This is a genomic window from Nonomuraea mangrovi, from assembly GCF_042681425.1.
Lineage (GTDB): Bacteria > Actinomycetota > Actinomycetes > Streptosporangiales > Streptosporangiaceae > Nonomuraea > Nonomuraea mangrovi.
The window spans coordinates 536,119-552,207 of sequence record NZ_JBHUFV010000047.1; the positions used below are offsets into that span (position 1 = coordinate 536,119).

Genomic DNA, 16,089 nt, shown 5'->3' on the forward strand with positions numbered 1-16,089 from the left:
ACCGTACTTCAGGGAGGATACCCGCTCGTCAACGACCGGCAGGCCACCGGGGACGGGTTCGAGCAATGTGAGCATGTTCGTCTGCAACACGCCCGCGAGCGCGTCTGTTCCCACAAGATGGAGGTGACGAACGACCGGGTACGGGGAAAAACAAACGTACCTTTTCCGGAACACAGGAGACGCGTGTGCTGCCCATTCCGGCCGAGGAACTGAACGGCTCAGGCACGCTCGGGCCGTACTGGACGTTCTATCGTGCAGTCGTCGCCGAGCAGCTGAATCGCTGGCTTCCCGGTCGTCCCTCCACCATCCTCGATCTGTCCGGCGGTCGCGGCCGCTGGTCCGGCCATGCCGCGAAGGCGGGCCACAAGGTGATCGAGGTCGTCGACTTCCGCCGTGCCCTGGAGAGTCAGCAGCAGCTGCGCGATGCCGACCGGGTGCGGCAGGTCCGAGCCGACGATCTCGGCTTCCTGCCCGACGGCAGCGTCGACGCGGTCGTGGCCGAGGAGCGGGCGCTGTCCATCGAGCTGATGGCCGAGTCGGCGATGGAGGACGTGGTCCGCGTCCTGCGCCCGGGCGGGCGCGCCCTGGTGTGCGTCGACTCCCTGGTGCTCGGCATGGCGATACTGGCCGAGCAGAACTACTGGGCCCACCTGCGCCAGACCGGCGAGGTCATGCTGGTGCCGTGGCCCGACGGCAGCATCACCCGCTGTTTCAGCAGCGGCCAGCTGCGCGAGCTGCTCACGGGCGCGGGCCTCGAGGTCGAGTGGATAAGGCCGCGCACCGTGCTGTCCCCCTCCACCGTCGACCACGTGCTGGCCACCGACACGCGGGCGCTGGCCTGGCTGGTGCGCACGGAGCTCGACGCGCATCCCGACGACGACGACACCGTGGGCATCCACCTGGTGGCCAGCGCGTTCAAGAAGTGAGGGTCAGCGCCTTCTCTCCTGCTTCGCCTGGCACTGGACGCATCTGGCCGCCTCTGGACGGGCTTCCAGCCTGCCCTCGGGCACCGGCCTGCCGCAGTCGACGCAGTCGCCGTACGTGCCCTCCTCAAGGCGTTTGAGCGCGGCCACGATCGCGCTCCGATGCGTGGTCGCGACCGTCAGCATGGCCTGGGCACGGTCGGAGTCGGTCAGGTCGGAGCCGGCGTCGGCCGCGGAGCGGTCGGCCACGGGCACCGGGTCTCCGCGCAGCACGCCGATCGACCTGTCGAGCTCGGCGAGCATGCTCTCCAGTCGCTCACGAGCGGTCGTGTCGTCCACGGTCCGCACCTCCGGGTAAGCGGGGGCAGCCGAAAGCGGAACTCCCCGGAGGTTCCGCCCGGTGCGTTCGGGGGGTGGTGAATGCAGCGTGACTCCGAGTGAACGGATGGCATCGCTTTCCTCACCGGATGCCCACTTAGCGTGCTTCTTACACCGCCAGCCTAGAAAAGTGCGCTTTCTTCCTCTGGTTGTTGCGGCTCGATCAGGTGGGGGCCGTTGTTGCGGACGCTGTTGACGTCAGTGGAGACCGGATGGGCGACCAGCCGTCCCGCGTCGGCGGGAACCAGCAGTCTGGAGGCCTGCTCGGTGTCGGTGAGCTTCGGGTCGAGCCACTCGGCCCAGCGCTCCCTCTCGATCATCATCGGCATCCTGTCGTGGATGTGCCCGAGGTCGTCCTCGGCCTGCGTGGTGATCACCGTGCAGGTCACCAGCCACTTCAGCGGGTCGTCGTCGGCTCTGGTCTTGTCCTTCCAGAACTCGTACAGCCCGGCCATCGCGAGCACGCCGTCGTCCTCGGGGTGGATGTAGAAGGGCTGCTTCTTCTTCTTTTCGCCCTCGATCGGCATCCACTCGAAGTAGCCGTCGGCCGGCAGCAGGCACCTGCGGGAGGCGAACGCCCTCTTGAAGGCGGGCTTCTCCGCGACCGTCTCCAGCCTCGCGTTGATCATGCGGGAGCCGATGGACGGATCCTTCGCCCACACGGGAACCAGACCCCACCGCAGGACGCGCAGCTCCCTGACCGCTCGCTGAGCGTCCTTCGGCACCCTGCTCAGCACCGCGTAGACCTGCTTGGTCGGCGCCACGTTGTAGTCGGGCTGCAGCTCCTCGTCAGGTGAGGCGTCCTGCTCGACCTGGAACTCCTCCAGGAGCTCGTGCTTCTTGCGCGCTGACGCGTATCTGCCGCACATGACTACACCCTGCCACGTCAGCGACCGTTTCGCCCACCACGCTGTATGGGCACGAAGGCATGGTCGAGCGGCGGCTGGGCACGGCGGAACCGCGCGGCGCCGGGGCCGCCGTGGCTCGCCGTGGGGCGCCTCACGCGCCACGGCCGACGCGCCGGCTGCCAGTAGGCTTGGGCCATGCCCGCTCCGCTCTGGCCAGCTCCGACGGCGTCCGCTCCGGTCACCGCCACCGTCCCCCTGCCCGGATCCAAGTCCGTGACCAACAGGGCGCTGCTGCTCGCCGCGCTCGCCGACGGCCCAGGCACGGTACGGCAGGCCCTGCGCAGCCGCGACGCCGACCTCATGGCCGCGGCCATGCGCGCGCTCGGCACCGGGCTCACGCCGTCGAACGAGAGCACCTCGGGCGTCGACTGGCAGGTCACCCCCGGCCCCGTCCGCGGCGGCGCCCACATCGACGTCGGCCTGGCCGGCACCGTGATGCGCTTCGTGCCGCCCATGGCGGCGCTGGCCGACGGCGAGGTCTTCTTCGACGGCGACCCTCACGCCCGTACGCGCCCCATGGGCCAGATCCTGGGCGCCCTGCGCACACTCGGCGCCGAGGTCGACAACGACGCCCTGCCGTTCACCATCAGGGGCCCGATCACCGGCGGCGAGGTGACGATCGACGCGTCGGCCTCCTCCCAGCTGATCTCGGGCCTGCTGCTGACCGCCGCCAGGTTCGAGAAGGGCGTCACGATCCGCCACGAGGGCGCGCCCGTGCCGTCGATGCCGCACATCGAGATGACCGTCCAGATGCTGCGCGCCGCCGGGGTGCGGGTCGACGACGGCGAGCCCGACGTGTGGCGCGTCGAGCCGGGCCCGATCGCGGCCATGGACCTGGTCGTCGAGCCCGACCTGTCCAACGCCGCGCCGTTCCTGTCGGCGGCTCTCATCACCGGCGGGACGGTCAGCATCCCCGGCTGGCCGGCCCGCACGACCCAGCCGGGCGACGAGCTGCGCCCGCTGCTCACCGCGATGGGCGCCACCGTGACCATGACCGGCGAAGGGCTCACGGTCACGGGCACCGGCGAGATCGCGGGCATCGACGCCGACCTCCACGAGGTGGGCGAGCTCACTCCGACGATCGCCGCCCTCGCCGCGCTGGCCACCTCGCCGAGCACGCTGCGCGGCATCGCGCACCTGCGGGGCCACGAGACCGACAGGCTCGCCGCCCTCGTCACCGAGATCAACAGGCTGGGTGGCGACGCGGAGGAGACGGCCGACGGCCTCGTCGTCCGCCCGGCGAAACTCCACGGCGGCACCTTCCACAGCTACGCCGACCACCGCATGGCCACCGCGGGCGCCGTCATCGGCCTCGCCGTCCCCGGCGTCCAGGTGGAAGACATCGCCACGACGGGTAAGACTCTTCCGGAGTTCGCCCGGATGTGGGCGGAGATGCTGGGGAGTGAGCGGCCATGACCGGCTTCTCAGGGCAAGGAGCGGACCGCTGAGGAAGCGGGAGTACGACGAGGACGACGTCAGGGTCAGGCCGGGCAAGGGCTCCCGGCCGCGGACCAGGATCCGCCCTGCCCACGAGGACGCCGTCGAAGGTTTCGTGATCGCCGTCGACAGGGGCCGCTACACCTGCCTCGTCGAGACCGAGGGCCGCAGGAAGAAGGACCGCGAGCGCCGCACGGTCACCGCCATGAAGGCCCGCGAGCTGGGCCGCAAGGGCATCGTCGTCGGCGACAGGGTCGCGATCGTCGGCGACGTCTCCGGCACCGCCGACACCCTGGCCAGGGTGGTCAGGGTCGAACCCCGCACCTCGATGCTGCGGCGCAGCGCCGACGACACCGAGGACACCGACGGCATCGAGCGCCCGATCGTCGCCAACGCCGAGCAGCTCATCATCGTCACGGCCCTGGCCGATCCGCCGCCGCGGCCCAGGATGATCGACAGGATTCTGGTCGCCGCCTTCGACGCCGAGATCGACCCGCTGCTGTGCCTGACCAAGTCCGACCTGGCACCGCCCGCCGAGCTGGTCTCGCTCTACGATCCACTCGGCGTGCCCTATGTCGTCGTCCAGAAGGGCGGCGACCTCGAGGAGCTGCGCGACCGGCTGACCGGTCACGTCAGCGTGCTGGTGGGGCACTCGGGCGTCGGCAAGTCCACGCTGGTCAACGCGCTGGTCCCGGACGCCAACCGCGCCGTCTCCCACGTCAACGCGGTCACCGGACGCGGGCGCCACACCTCCACCTCGGCGGTCGCGCTGGAGCTGCCCGAGGGCGGCTGGATCATCGACACGCCCGGCGTGCGCAGCTTCGGGCTCGCCCACGTGTCCGTCGAGACCGTCCTCGCCGGTTTCCCCGACCTGGCGGAGGGCACGGTCAACTGCCCCAAGGGCTGCACCCACCTCGGCGAGGGCTGCGCGCTCGACGCGTGGGTCGCCGACGGGCACGCCGATCCGGCCAGGCTGGAGTCGCTCAGGCGGCTGCTGGCCAGCCGCGAGGGCGCCCCCGACACCGACGACTGACCCGCCCGCGCCACTGACAGCCCTGACGACCGGCCCGCCGGTACGGCAGGCCGTGTCCGTGACGGCGGCGCGGCGGGCGCTTCCGGGTGGCGGTCAGCGGTTGGGGCGCAGGGTCCAGGTGACGGTCAGCTCGGCGACCGGCGTGTTCTCGGCGTTGCGGATCTCGACCGCGACGTCGAACTCGGGCCGTTCGCCCGCGTCCAGCTGCGCGACGACCTCGGCGGGGGAGGCCAGCAGCCGCGCCTCGGCCACCACTTCGCCCATCGCGACCTTGCGGTAGCGGATCGTGGCGGTGGTCGGCAGCGGCACCGCACGCGAGAGCTGGTCGCTGAACGCCGACAGTGTCGCCGCGCCCGAGGCCGTCTCCGCGAGCGTGAACAGCGCGCCCGCGTGCGGGCCTCCGACGTGGTTGTGCAGGTCGGGACGGTCGGACAGCCGGCAGATCGCCATTCCTTCCTCGACCTTGTCGAAGGAGATGTCGAGGAAGCGGGTGAAAGGCACCGTCTGCAGCAGGAACTCGCCGAGATCGAAGGACATGCCGCAATGCTACTGGTGAGTAACTCTCAATTGGGATATGACCGCTCTGATAGAAGCGACCCAGGACGCGATAGCGTGGCTCATCGTGACGGGTTACAGCGACGATCTACGCCTCGCGCATGTCATGGCGGACGCCGCCGACGACCTGACCATGCGCCGGTTCAAGGCGGTCGACCTCAAGGTCGAGACCAAGCCCGACCTCACCCCTGTCAGCGACGCCGACAGGGCGGTGGAGGAGGCGATCAGGGGAACGCTGCGCAGGGCCAGACCCCGTGACGCGGTGGTCGGTGAGGAGTTCGGCAAGACCGGCTACGGCGCGCGCTCGTGGATCATCGACCCGATCGACGGCACCAAGAACTACGTGCGCGGCGTCCCCGTGTGGGCCACGCTGATCGCGCTCATGGACCACGCCGAGGTCGTGGTCGGCCTGGTGTCCGCGCCCGCGATCGGCCGCCGCTGGTGGGCGGCGCGCGACGGGGGCGCGTGGACCGGCAAGAGCCTGACCAAGGCCTCGCGCATGCGGGTCTCGTCCGTCGGCAAGCTGGAGGACGCGTCCTTCTCCTACTCCGACATCGAGGAATGGGAGAAGGCCGGACGCCTCGAACCGTTCCTCGACCTGGGCCGCGGGTGCTGGCGGACCAGGGCCTACGGCGACTTCTGGTCGCACATGATGGTCGCCGAGGGCTCGGTGGACCTGTCGGCCGAGCCCGACCTGTCCCCCTGGGACATCGCCGCGCTGACGGTGATCGTCGAGGAGGCCGGTGGCAGGTGGACCGGCCTCGACGGAGGCAAGGGCCTGGAGTCCGGCGGGCTGGTCTGCACCAACGGCGTGCTCCACGACGAGGTGCTCAGCCGCCTGAGCGCCCGCTAGGAGTCTGCTGAACAAGGGGTGATGTGTGCCGGGAAGAGCGCCGACAAGGCCGTCTGCGCGGCGAGGTTCAAACCCGTGCGAGCCGACTACACGCTCGCTCTTCCCGCTGGCTCCAGCGTGATGGCTGCTGGTAGGGGCGCGCGAAAGGACGTGGGGCGTGGCCGGACCCTCAGACCAGGATCCAGGTCCCATCGGCGCGGGTGAGGCCGAGGTTGAGTAGCCGACGGAGATTGAGACCGGCCAGACGTAGGTGAAGCCAAAGATCGTTAGTGGTGACGCCGCGGTAGCGGAGTTTGCGGTAGCGGCCCTGCGGCCCGATCAGCCAGGCGATGGACCGTTCGACCATCGGCCGGTGCTGCCGGTAGATCGCTCGTAGGTCAGGATCTGCGGCCCAGTCCGCCCGGGCCTGGCGCAGCACGGCGTCCTGTGGATGAAGACGGACAGTGCGGCCCTGCTTGTTGCTGGTGCAACGCGTCCGCAGCGGACAGGCATGGCAGGCGACGCCGAACACGACGTTACGCGCTTTGGTGATCTTCTTGGTGGTGCCGTTAGGGCAGGTCACGACTCCGTCGGCTTCGTTGACGGTGAAGTCATCAACGGTGAATCCGCCTGGGACGGCCGGGCGCAGCGGCCCGGGCTTGATGACCGGGGTGTGACCGGCTTCGGCCAGGGCGGCGCGGGCGTCACCGGTCCCGTATGCCGAATCGCCCAGCACCTGTAACGACTCCGCCTCACCACTGCGGTCTTCGGCCTCGATCAACTCCACGCCGACAACGGCCTCATGGTTGTCGGGCCCGCATGCCTGGGTGAGCTTGCCGCCGGTGAACAGGCCCGTGTCGGGTTCGACCGCGACGTGGGCCTTGTAGCCATCCTGGCGGTGGTGGACGGTCTTGTGGACGTGCCGGGCCTGCGGATCCACAACGGACACCACCCGGTCTTCGGCGACCTTCCGGGCGATCTTCCACCTGCCGTCGCTGCCATCAGAGTCGTCGGCGGGCTCGACGTCCTGCCCGGCGATCAGAGCGAGCAACGCCACCGCCTGGGCCGCCTTGTCATCCAGCGTCCCCTGCGCGGCGGCCCGCCCAAACGCGGCCACCACGGTGAGGGCATCTTCTACCAGGCCCGACACCAGCGCCTGCTTGGCGTCCCGGTCGTCCCAGGCGATGTCCGGCTTACCCGGGTCGCCGTAGTCATGCGCCCGGCATTGCCGCGCGACCACCTCGGCCGCACCCGGTACCTCCCGCACCGTTCGGCGGATCGCGGCGATCAATTGGGTGACGGTGTCTTGGGTGGCAACCGCGTCCTCCAGCACCGCCGAGTCCAACGCCCGCCGCGTCTTGCCCTTCAACACCCCGGTCTGCGCGACTACCTCGGCAACCGCCTCGAACACCCGGTTCGGCCGATCCGAGGCAGCCAACCGCCGCCGCCAGTAGGTGAGCACCGACGGATCGAACCCCTCGTCGGTCAACGCCAGCCCGCAGGCGGCCTTCCACCGCAGATCACATCGCAGCGCCTCCACCGCCTGACGATCCGACAAATCCTGCAGGTTCTGCAGCACCAACACCGAAGCGATCAGCTCACCCGGCAACGACGGCCGGCCCTTCGACGAGGTGAACAGATCCGCGAACAACGAGTCCGGGAACACCGTCCGCCGATGTTCGGCCAGGAAAGCGAACACGCTCCCAGCCGGGATCAGATGCCCCACCAACGCCGCCGCGTCCAGTAACTCACGATCGATCCGGCTCTCACCCTGCACACCAAGATTCTCCCAGCCGCCCTACCGCCCGACAGGGGAACCCGGATTGTTCAGCAGACTCCTAGAGCGCCAGGACCCTGGAGACCGCGCCCATGAGCGCGTCCCTGTAGGCCGCGCCGTACAGGCAGACGTGGACGAGCAGCGGGTGGAGCTGGTGCAGCGGCACCCTGTCGCGCCACCCCTCCGCCAGCGGCGCCTCCTCCCTGTACGCGCCCAGGATCGTGTCCAGGTACGGCGCGCCGAACAGCGCCAGCATCGCCAGGTCGGTCTCGCGGTGGCCGCCGTGCGCGGCGGGGTCGACGAGCACCGCGCGGCCTTCCGACCAGAGCACGTTCCCGCTCCACAGGTCGCCGTGGATCCGGGACGGCGGCTCCGCGGGCCCCGCGACCTCGGCGAACCTGGCGACCGCCCGCTCGATCATCCTCGCGTCGGCGGACGACAACCGCGCCCGCCTGACGAACGGCATGACCCGGTCGGCCGCGTAGAAGGCGGGCCAGTCGGCGGCGGGCTCGTTGGGCATCGGCAGCTCGGCGATGAATCCCGGCCATGGGGCGCCGAAGGCGTCCGCGCCGCGCAGGTGCGTCCGCGCGAGCTCGCGCCCGAAGCGCTCGGCGGCGGCACGGGTGGGCGGCTCGGTAGCGATCCACTCGAGGACCAGTTCCCCGTCGCCCGACGACACCACGGTGGCCGCGATGGGGCCCAGCCAGCGCAGTCCCGCCGCCTCGGAGGTGAACAAAGGGGAAACGGCTCCGTACTTGCCGAACACCGGCCTGCCGTCCATCGTCCCCTTGCGCAGCCGCCACGCGTGTGAAGAGCCGAGATCCTCAGTCCAGACGATCGGCAAGGTAGCTCGCCAGCCCTTCGGCGGCCGCCTTCACCTGGCCGAGCACGATCTCGAAGCCGTCGCGGCCGCCGTAGTAGGGGTCGGGAACCTCCGCCCCCTCGGGCGCCTCCGGATCGAACGAGCGGAACAGGCGGAGGTCGGTGCCTGCGGGAACGACGCGGCGCAGCGCTCTCAGGTTCTCCCTGTCCATGGCAAGAACCAGGTCGTAGCGGTCGAAGTCGAACTGCCTGGCACGGTGCGGCGAGCCGTCGTAGCCGTGCTGGGAGAGCACCTCGGCGGCGCGCTCGTCCATGGGGCTGCCGACGTGCCAGCCGCCGGTTCCCGCGCTGTCCAACGCCACCTTGCCGGCCAGCCCGTGCTCGTCGAGCGTGCGCCTGACCACCGCCTCCGCCATCGGAGAACGGCAGATGTTGCCCATACACACCAGAGATACGCGATAGGTCATGCATCCCATCATGATGCTGACCAGGCTCGTTCACCGAACGTTCACCCCGATTCGGGGGTCGAGTCACCTTGGGTGCCTAACGTCTGAGTCGACTAAGGACCAAGTGGGAGGAAACCCAACCGTGAAGTATGCAGGCCGGCTCGCCGCCGTCGCCGTCGTCGGCGCGCTCTCGCTCGCTGCGTGCGGCACCGACAACAACACTGGTGCCCCCGCCGGCACCACGTCCGCGTCCGCCGCCGCCCCGGGCAACGACAACGCCCTCAGCGGCACGATCAACGCGGCTGGGTCCTCGGCTCAGGCCAACGCGATCGACCAGTGGAAGAAGGACTTCCAGGCGAAGAACCCGAGTGTCAACCTGAACTACCAGCCCAGCGGCTCCGGCGCTGGTGTCCAGGCGTTCATCCAGGGCACGATCTCCTTCGCCGGCTCCGACTCCGCGCTGAAGGACGACAAGGGCGAGCCCGCCCAGGCCGACGCCCGCTGCAAGACCGGCAAGGCCATCAACCTGCCGATGGTCACCGGCCCCGTCGCCGTGGTCTACAACCTCCCCGGTGTCGACGGTCTGCAGCTGTCGCCGAAGACGATCGCCGGCATCTTCAACAGCACGATCACCAAGTGGGACGACGCGGCGATCAAGGCCGACAACCCCGACGCGAAGCTGCCCTCCACGCCGATCCAGGCTTTCCACCGCTCGGACGAGTCCGGCACCAGCGACAACTTCACCAAGTTCCTCAAGGCCACGGCCGAGTGGCCGTACGAGCCCGCCAAGGCGTGGCCGGCCGAGGCCAAGGGTCAGGGCGCCAAGGGCTCCGACCAGGTCGCCGCTTCCGTGAAGGGCGCCGAGGGCGCCATCGGCTACGTCGAGCTCTCCTACGCCGAGAACTCTCAGCTGCAGAAGGCCAAGGTCGCCAACGGTGCGGGCGAGTTCGTCGAGCTGACCTCCGACAGCGCGGCCAAGACGGTCGAGGCCGCCGAGATCAAGGGCACCGGCAACGACCTCAAGCTGAGCATCGACTACGCCACCAAGGCCGCGGGCGCCTACCCGATCGTCCTGGTGACCTACGAGATCACCTGCGAGAAGGGCCTGCCGGCCGACCAGGTTCCGCTGGTCAAGTCCTTCCTCGGCTACACCGCCAGCGACGAGGGCCAGGCCTCCCTGAAGGACCTCGGCTACGCCCCGCTCCCCGCGGCGCTGCTCACCAAGGTTCGCTCGGCGGTCGAGGCGATCTCCTAACTCATGTCGACCCCCGTTCGCACCCGAGGAGGCGGACCGGCCATCGGCCGGGCCGCCTCCCGGCGCACCCATGGTGAGGGACCCTTCCGCTACGCCTCCACCGGTGCTGGCATCGTCCTGCTCGGGATCATGGCGGCCATCGCCGTCTTCCTGATCAGCGAGGCGATTCCCGCGTTGCAGGCGAACAAGGGCAACTTCTTCACCGACCTCGTCTGGGAGCCCAACGGCAGCCAGGTCTTCGGCATCGCCGCCCTGGCGTTTGGGACCGTGCTCAGCTCGGCCCTCGCCCTGGTCATCGCGACCCCGATCGCGGTCGGCGTCGCGCTGTTCATCTCCCACTACGCGCCCCGCCGCCTCGCGGGGCCCCTCGGCTACCTCGTCGACCTGCTCGCCGCGGTGCCCAGTGTCATCTACGGCCTGTGGGGCCTGGTCTTCCTCGTCCCCCTCCTCAAGACGCCGTCCGAGTGGCTCAACGCCAACCTCGGATGGTTTCCGCTGTTCTCGGGTGAAGGCGTCATCGGCGGCAAGACCATGCTGGCGGGCGGCATCGTCCTGGCGATCATGATCCTGCCGATCATCGCGGCGATCTCCCGCGAGGTCTTCCTTCAGGCGCCCAAGATGCACGAGGAGGCGGCGCTCGCGCTCGGCGCGACCCGCTGGGAGATGATCAAGATGGCGGTGCTGCCGTTCGGCCGCCCCGGCGTCATCAGCGCGGCGATGCTCGGACTCGGCAGGGCCATGGGCGAGACCATCGCGGTCGCGCTCATCTTCCCCGCCACCTTCGACATCAGCTTCGAGATCCTCACTCCCCACGCCAACAGCATCGCGGCCAACATCGCGAACGGCTTCGGCGAGGCGACCCCCGTCGGCCGTGGCGCGCTCATCGCCTCCGGCCTGGTGCTGTTCGTCATCACCCTGCTGGTCAACATGGGCGCCCGCGTGGTGATCGCCCGTCGCAAGGAATACTCGGGGGCCGCGGCATGAGCATCATCCAGCATGTCTCGACCGGGCGGCGGGTCAAGGACCGCATCGTCCAGTGCCTGGTCTACCTGGCCTTCGCGCTGGCCGTGGTGCCGCTCATCTCCGTCCTGTGGCTGGTCATCCAGAACGGCATGGCCCGCCTCGACCTGGAGTTCCTGACCCACTCGATGCGCGGGATCGGCGCCCGCGACGCGGGAGGCGGCGCCTACCACGCCATCATCGGCACCCTCGAACAGGTCCTGCTCGCCTCGGCCATCGCGGTGCCCATCGGCGTGCTCACCGCCATCTACCTGGTGGAGTACAGCAACGGCGGCCGGCTCGGCCGTACGATCAGCTTCTTCGTGGACGTCATGACCGGCGTCCCCTCGATCGTTTCCGGTCTGTTCATCTTCGCCTTCTGGATCCTCTTCCTCGGCATCCCGTTCTCCGGGTTCGCCGGGGCGCTCGCGCTGTCGATCCTGATGATGCCGACCGTGGTCCGCTCGGCCGAGGAAATGCTCAAGCTGGTCCCGAACGACCTGCGCGAAGCCGCCTACGCCCTGGGTGTCCCCAAGTGGCGGACGATCCTGAAGGTCGTGCTGCCGACCGCGTTCACCGGCATCATCACCGGCGTCATGCTGGCCATCGCCCGTGTCGCGGGCGAGACCGCGCCGCTGCTGCTGACGGTGTTCTTCACCGACTCCATCAACAACGATCCGTTCAACGGGCCGCAGATGGGGCTTCCCCTCTACGTCTTCGACCAGGCGGCGCGCCCCAACGACACCGCCATCGACCGGGCATGGGCCGGAGCCCTCACGCTCATCCTGATCGTCATGCTGCTGAACCTGGTCGCGCGCCTCATCGCCTGGTGGCGCTCGCCTGCCAGGGCCCGATAGGAGGTATCCGCACCCATGTCCAAGCAGATCCAGGTCTCGGGCCTCGACGCGTACTACGGATCGCACAAGGCCATCGAGGACGTCTCGATGACCATCGAGCCACGTTCGGTCACCGCGTTCATCGGTCCGTCGGGCTGCGGAAAGTCCACCTTCCTCCGCACCCTCAACCGCATGCACGAGGTCATCCCCGGCGCCCGCGTCGACGGCAAGGTACTGCTCGACGGCGAGGACCTCTACGGTCCCGACATCGAGCCCGTCTCGGTACGCCGCTCGATCGGCATGGTCTTCCAGCGACCCAACCCGTTCCCCACAATGTCGATCTACGAGAACGTGGCCGCGGGCCTCAAGCTGAACGGCCGCGTGTCCAAGTCGGAGACCGACGGCGTCGTCGAGGAGTCGCTCAAGGGCGCCAACCTCTGGAACGAGGTCAAGGACCGCCTCAACAAGCCGGGAGCCGGCCTGTCCGGCGGTCAGCAGCAGCGGCTCTGCATCGCCCGCGCGATCGCGGTCAAGCCGCAGGTGCTCCTCATGGACGAGCCCTGCTCGGCGCTCGACCCGATCTCCACGCTGGCGATCGAGGACCTCATGACCAAGCTGAAGGACGAGTACACGATCGTCATCGTCACCCACAACATGCAGCAGGCGGCCCGGGTGAGCGACCGCACGGCGTTCTTCAACCTCGCCGCCCAGGGGCAGCCCGGCAAGGTGGTCGAGATGGACGACACCTCCCGAATGTTCACCAATCCATCCGAGAAGGCCACCGAGGACTACATCACGGGGCGTTTCGGCTAATGGTGGTCGCGGCGAACGGGGACGCCCCGACAGTACCCACCCTGCTGGTGGCCGACCCCGACGAGGAGGTCATCCACGAGCTGGCGGCAGCGCTGGAGCGGGAAGGCGTCGTGGTCACCGGCGTGACCGACGGCGCCCAGGCGTTGCTGCAGGCCGGCGCGCTCCAGCCCGACGTCGTGCTCGTCGGTGCCACGCTGCCGACCATCGGCGCGGTGGAGTTCGTGCGTGCCGTACGGCTCTCGCGCTCCGTGCCGGTACTGCTCGGCGTCGGAGAGGGGCATGCCGAGCAGGCGCTCCAGGCGCTGGCCGCGGGCGCTTCGGCGTGCGTGGCCAGGCCCTACCGGGTGTTGGAGCTGCTGCCGTTCATCCAGGCGGCCTCTCACGGCGGCGCCGAGACCCGCAAGGTGCTGACGGTCGGCGGCGTCGAGCTCGACGTCAACGCCTACCAGGTGCGGGTCGGCGGCAGGGCCGTGCATCTGCCGCTGCGCGAGTTCGAGCTGCTGCACTATCTGATGCGCAACGCCGATCGGACGGTCACGCGTGAGCAGATCATGAAGCACGTGTGGAACTCCGCCGACGGCACCTCGACCAACACCATCGCCGTCCACGTCAAACGGCTGCGAGCACGGCTCGGTGACGACGACGACCAGCTGATCCAGACCGTGCGTGGTGTGGGCTACCGGCTGATCACGCCGTCCCAGGTCCATTGAAGGGCCGTCCTCGGCTGCCATCGGTGAGGGCCCGCCGTTCGGTGGCGCTCCGGCCCGCGTACCTGAGCGCCACCCTCTTCCCTGCGGCCTTCCCTGCGGCTCAGCGGAGGGCGGCGATGGACTCGTCGTCGCACGTCTCCCAGAAGGCGCCCACGACGTCCTCCAGGTGCTCCATCGACTCCGCCCGGAACAACACGTCCTGATATTTCGTGATGTCGTACTGGGTGTGGCCCATCACCTTCAGGTCGAGCGGCCTGATGTCCATGCCCCTGAACTCTTCGACCTCCCCGTACGACGACAGGATCCCCGCCCCGTACGCGCGCAGCTCACCGCTCTCGGCCATGACGCCGAACTCCATGGTGAACCAGAAGACCTTCGAGACGAACTCCAGCGCCTCCTCGCTCTCCACGCGCCGCGCGGCGGCTCCCGCCAGCCGGTAGAGCGCCGCGAACCGGTCGTTGGCCAGCGCGTTGGCGTGGCCGATCACCTCGTGGATGACGTCCGGCTCCGGGGTGTAGAACGGCACGGAATGGTGGCGGATGTACTGCGTCGAGTGGAAGTACCCGTCGGCCAGCACCCCGTAGAAGTCCCGCAGCGGCACCAGACCGGCCGCGGGCAGGTACCTGAACCCGGTCAGCGGCTCCAGCAGCTCACTGACCTCCTGGAGCTGCGGGATCCGCTCGGACGGCAGGCCCAGCCTGGCCGCCCCGTCCAGGTACTCGGCGACGGCGTACTTTCTGTGCTTGATCGCCAGCTCGCCCGCGACCAGTGCCCAGATCTCGTGCTCCTGCTCGGTGTACTCCGCCGCGGGGATGGGTTCGCCCAGCCGGTAGTTGACCGCCAGAGCCGCGATCGCGTTACGTCTGGCCCGGTAGACCTGGTCGGCGAACCCGGGGTGCGACGCCGCCAACTCGACCACCACCGACCCGTCGCCCTGCTCGGCGACGGGCGCGAAGTACTGCGCTTCCTCGAACATGCCTGAATGACAGCAATTCCGGCATTCGTTGGCAAGAGCGACCAGTTTCCCTGGTCGATTCGCGCACTTTCGCCCTGCCATACTGGCCCTATACTGCGCGAATCGCACAGATCGTCTGGAGGGTCATGGACGAGCTCGACTCCCGCCTCCTCGTGACCATGCGCGCCCATCCGCGCGTCGGGCTGACCGAGTTGGCCCGCCTGCTCGGCGTGGCCAGAGGCACCGTCCAGGCCCGCGTCGAGAAGCTGACCGCGCGCGGGGTGATCCTCGACTTCGGTCCGACGGTCTCCGCGGCGGGCGCCGGCTACCCGATCCTCGCGTTCGTCTCCCTCCAGATCGCCCAGGGCCGGCTCGCCGAGGCCGTCCAGGCGCTGCGTGGGGTGCCACAGATCCTCGAGGTGCACGGCACCAGCGGCCAGCACGATCTGCTGTGCCGCGTCGTCGCGCGCGACACCGACCATCTGCAGGAGGTCATCGCGCACATCCTCGCCTCGCCAGGCGTCCAGCGCACCGACACGACGATCGCGCTCTCGACGCAGATCCCCTACCGCATCGAGCCGCTGCTCACGCAGCGCGGATCGCCGCCTCCCACGACCTGAGGAAGTCGTCGTACCCCGCGGCGAACTCCTCCAGCGCCCGCCGTCCCTCCTCGCTGAGCGCCGTCATCTCATACGTCACCTGAACGGCGCTGCCGCCCCCTTCAGCGGCTTCCACGGCCACGGTGACGGTCCCGGCCCTGCTTCCCGGCGTGACACGGGCGTACCCCATCAGGTGGCGCCCTCCGCTCGCGTGGCCGCTCTCGCGGCGGATCACCACCCAGGTCGTGTCCTCCCCGTGGGCGTCGGTCTGGAAGACCGTGCCGGGCTCGGTGTCGTCGTCGGCCTGGTGCGGGAACCGGGGCCGCCACCCCTCGACCCACCGCTCCTCACCACGCGGCGTGAACAGTTTCACGGCCTCCGCCGGCGGTAGCGCCACGGAAAGGCGCCCAATGAGCCGGTACTGCGGCCCGCTCATCGCTCCACCAGCTTGTGCGCGTCGGCGGAGGTGAGGTTCAGCCCGTAGACGGACTTGAGCTGCTCGATCTTGGCGAGGGTCTCCTGAGTGAAGGGCGCCTTGCCGTCGAAGGCGTGCAGCGCGATGCCTTCGACGAGGTCGCCGAGCGAGATGTCGAGGTACTCGGCCAGTCCCTTGAGCACCTTGAGCACGTTCCGCTCCACCCGCAACCCGGTCTGAACTCGATCAACTGTTACCATGTTACCAAGGTAACACATTGGGCACAGAAAAGCCGAAGGGCCCTGCCAGAGTTTCCTCTGACAAGGCCCTTCGAACAAGAATTGCGCGGCGGCGACCTACTCTCCCACACCCTCCCGAGTGCAGTACCATCGGCGC

General features: G+C 69.2%; 19 protein-coding genes. 10 read left to right on the forward strand and 9 right to left on the reverse strand.

Going from position 1 to position 16,089, the window contains the following annotated elements:
- The first annotated feature begins 185 nt into the window (after positions 1-185).
- Complete coding sequence (locus ACFSKW_RS32570) at positions 186-926, forward strand: class I SAM-dependent methyltransferase (protein WP_379576303.1); 741 nt, start codon at positions 186-188, stop codon at positions 924-926.
- Between the two features lie 3 nt (positions 927-929).
- Here ACFSKW_RS32570 and ACFSKW_RS32575 read toward each other — a convergent pair whose 3' ends face one another.
- Both ACFSKW_RS32575 and ACFSKW_RS32580 read right to left on the reverse strand, forming a co-directional pair.
- Positions 930-1,262, reverse strand: coding sequence for a TraR/DksA family transcriptional regulator (locus tag ACFSKW_RS32575; protein ID WP_379576304.1), 333 nt, complete (start codon positions 1,260-1,262; stop codon positions 930-932).
- A 161-nt stretch (positions 1,263-1,423) separates the two neighbouring features.
- Entirely contained in the window at positions 1,424-2,170 is a 747-nt protein-coding gene (locus ACFSKW_RS32580; protein ID WP_379576305.1) for an SOS response-associated peptidase, read from the reverse strand.
- Between the two features lie 174 nt (positions 2,171-2,344).
- On the opposite strand from ACFSKW_RS32580, the gene aroA reads away from it, so the two are divergent.
- Positions 2,345-3,625 (forward strand): 3-phosphoshikimate 1-carboxyvinyltransferase, encoded by a 1,281-nt coding sequence (aroA, locus tag ACFSKW_RS32585; RefSeq protein ID WP_379576306.1) that lies wholly within the window; start codon positions 2,345-2,347, stop codon positions 3,623-3,625.
- A gap of 28 nt (positions 3,626-3,653) precedes the next feature.
- Complete coding sequence (gene rsgA / locus ACFSKW_RS32590) at positions 3,654-4,679, forward strand: ribosome small subunit-dependent GTPase A (protein ID WP_379576337.1); 1,026 nt, start codon at positions 3,654-3,656, stop codon at positions 4,677-4,679.
- 93 nt (positions 4,680-4,772) lie between these two features.
- Here the strand turns inward: rsgA and ACFSKW_RS32595 are convergent, their stop codons facing one another.
- The gene (locus ACFSKW_RS32595) at positions 4,773-5,216 is read right to left on the reverse strand and encodes a DUF4442 domain-containing protein (RefSeq protein ID WP_379576307.1); all 444 of its coding nucleotides are present in this window, start codon (positions 5,214-5,216) and stop codon (positions 4,773-4,775) included.
- Between the two features lie 37 nt (positions 5,217-5,253).
- Here ACFSKW_RS32595 and hisN point away from each other — a divergent pair, with 37 nt between their 5' ends.
- Positions 5,254-6,087, forward strand: coding sequence for a histidinol-phosphatase (gene hisN / locus ACFSKW_RS32600; RefSeq protein WP_379576308.1), 834 nt, complete (start codon positions 5,254-5,256; stop codon positions 6,085-6,087).
- A gap of 169 nt (positions 6,088-6,256) precedes the next feature.
- Here hisN and ACFSKW_RS32605 read toward each other — a convergent pair whose 3' ends face one another.
- The 3 genes from ACFSKW_RS32605 to ACFSKW_RS32615 all read right to left on the reverse strand — a co-directional run bounded on the left by ACFSKW_RS32605 (position 6,257) and on the right by ACFSKW_RS32615 (position 9,132).
- Complete coding sequence (locus ACFSKW_RS32605) at positions 6,257-7,843, reverse strand: IS1182 family transposase (RefSeq protein WP_379576309.1); 1,587 nt, start codon at positions 7,841-7,843, stop codon at positions 6,257-6,259.
- A gap of 61 nt (positions 7,844-7,904) precedes the next feature.
- Complete coding sequence (locus ACFSKW_RS32610; protein WP_379576310.1) at positions 7,905-8,687, reverse strand: fructosamine kinase family protein; 783 nt, start codon at positions 8,685-8,687, stop codon at positions 7,905-7,907.
- The gene (locus ACFSKW_RS32615; RefSeq protein ID WP_379576311.1) at positions 8,668-9,132 is read right to left on the reverse strand and encodes a low molecular weight protein-tyrosine-phosphatase; all 465 of its coding nucleotides are present in this window, start codon (positions 9,130-9,132) and stop codon (positions 8,668-8,670) included. The genes ACFSKW_RS32610 and ACFSKW_RS32615 overlap by 20 nt, the downstream gene beginning before the upstream one ends.
- A 121-nt stretch (positions 9,133-9,253) precedes the next feature.
- Here ACFSKW_RS32615 and pstS point away from each other — a divergent pair, with 121 nt between their 5' ends.
- Genes pstS through ACFSKW_RS32640 form a run of 5 tightly spaced genes read left to right on the forward strand, consistent with a single transcriptional unit; the run spans position 9,254 to position 13,724 of the window.
- Positions 9,254-10,366, forward strand: a complete 1,113-nt coding sequence (pstS, locus tag ACFSKW_RS32620; protein WP_379576312.1) for a phosphate ABC transporter substrate-binding protein PstS — start codon at positions 9,254-9,256, stop codon at positions 10,364-10,366.
- 3 nt (positions 10,367-10,369) lie between these two features.
- Entirely contained in the window at positions 10,370-11,350 is a 981-nt protein-coding gene (gene pstC, locus ACFSKW_RS32625) for a phosphate ABC transporter permease subunit PstC (protein WP_379576313.1), read from the forward strand.
- Entirely contained in the window at positions 11,347-12,222 is an 876-nt protein-coding gene (gene pstA / locus ACFSKW_RS32630) for a phosphate ABC transporter permease PstA (protein WP_379576314.1), read from the forward strand. The genes pstC and pstA overlap by 4 nt, the downstream gene beginning before the upstream one ends.
- A gap of 15 nt (positions 12,223-12,237) precedes the next feature.
- Positions 12,238-13,014 (forward strand): phosphate ABC transporter ATP-binding protein PstB, encoded by a 777-nt coding sequence (pstB, locus tag ACFSKW_RS32635; RefSeq protein WP_379576315.1) that lies wholly within the window; start codon positions 12,238-12,240, stop codon positions 13,012-13,014.
- The gene (locus ACFSKW_RS32640) at positions 13,014-13,724 is read left to right on the forward strand and encodes a response regulator transcription factor (protein WP_379576316.1); all 711 of its coding nucleotides are present in this window, start codon (positions 13,014-13,016) and stop codon (positions 13,722-13,724) included. The genes pstB and ACFSKW_RS32640 overlap by 1 nt, the downstream gene beginning before the upstream one ends.
- A 100-nt stretch (positions 13,725-13,824) precedes the next feature.
- Here the strand turns inward: ACFSKW_RS32640 and ACFSKW_RS32645 are convergent, their stop codons facing one another.
- Positions 13,825-14,700, reverse strand: coding sequence for a phenylalanine 4-monooxygenase (locus ACFSKW_RS32645; RefSeq protein WP_379576317.1), 876 nt, complete (start codon positions 14,698-14,700; stop codon positions 13,825-13,827).
- Positions 14,701-14,825: 125 nt separating this feature from the next.
- Here ACFSKW_RS32645 and ACFSKW_RS32650 point away from each other — a divergent pair, with 125 nt between their 5' ends.
- Positions 14,826-15,299, forward strand: a complete 474-nt coding sequence (locus tag ACFSKW_RS32650) for an Lrp/AsnC family transcriptional regulator (RefSeq protein WP_379576318.1) — start codon at positions 14,826-14,828, stop codon at positions 15,297-15,299.
- On the opposite strand, the gene ACFSKW_RS32655 is transcribed toward ACFSKW_RS32650, so the two are convergent.
- Together ACFSKW_RS32655 and ACFSKW_RS32660 are read right to left on the reverse strand one after the other, a co-directional pair.
- Positions 15,265-15,651, reverse strand: a complete 387-nt coding sequence (locus ACFSKW_RS32655; protein WP_379576319.1) for a hypothetical protein — start codon at positions 15,649-15,651, stop codon at positions 15,265-15,267. The genes ACFSKW_RS32650 and ACFSKW_RS32655 overlap by 35 nt on opposite strands.
- Positions 15,652-15,710: 59 nt before the next feature.
- Complete coding sequence (locus tag ACFSKW_RS32660) at positions 15,711-15,953, reverse strand: hypothetical protein (RefSeq protein ID WP_379576320.1); 243 nt, start codon at positions 15,951-15,953, stop codon at positions 15,711-15,713.
- Between the last annotated feature and the right edge of the window lie 136 nt (positions 15,954-16,089).

Bases quoted from the DNA above. Each gene is read 5' to 3' on its own strand.
- pstA (WP_379576314.1), top strand. From the start codon at position 11,347: ATGAGCATCATCCAGCATGTCTCGACCGGGCGGCGGGTCAAGGACCGC.
- ACFSKW_RS32640 (WP_379576316.1), top strand. From the start codon at position 13,014: ATGGTGGTCGCGGCGAACGGGGACGCCCCGACAGTACCCACCCTGCTG.
- ACFSKW_RS32615 (WP_379576311.1), bottom strand. From the start codon at position 9,132: ATGACCTATCGCGTATCTCTGGTGTGTATGGGCAACATCTGCCGTTCT.
- pstC (WP_379576313.1), top strand. From the start codon at position 10,370: ATGTCGACCCCCGTTCGCACCCGAGGAGGCGGACCGGCCATCGGCCGG.
- ACFSKW_RS32645 (WP_379576317.1), bottom strand. From the start codon at position 14,700: ATGTTCGAGGAAGCGCAGTACTTCGCGCCCGTCGCCGAGCAGGGCGAC.
- ACFSKW_RS32580 (WP_379576305.1), bottom strand. From the start codon at position 2,170: ATGTGCGGCAGATACGCGTCAGCGCGCAAGAAGCACGAGCTCCTGGAG.
- ACFSKW_RS32650 (WP_379576318.1), top strand. From the start codon at position 14,826: ATGGACGAGCTCGACTCCCGCCTCCTCGTGACCATGCGCGCCCATCCG.
- pstB (WP_379576315.1), top strand. From the start codon at position 12,238: ATGTCCAAGCAGATCCAGGTCTCGGGCCTCGACGCGTACTACGGATCG.
- aroA (WP_379576306.1), top strand. From the start codon at position 2,345: ATGCCCGCTCCGCTCTGGCCAGCTCCGACGGCGTCCGCTCCGGTCACC.
- ACFSKW_RS32595 (WP_379576307.1), bottom strand. From the start codon at position 5,216: ATGTCCTTCGATCTCGGCGAGTTCCTGCTGCAGACGGTGCCTTTCACC.
- hisN (WP_379576308.1), top strand. From the start codon at position 5,254: ATGACCGCTCTGATAGAAGCGACCCAGGACGCGATAGCGTGGCTCATC.
- ACFSKW_RS32660 (WP_379576320.1), bottom strand. From the start codon at position 15,953: ATGGTAACAGTTGATCGAGTTCAGACCGGGTTGCGGGTGGAGCGGAAC.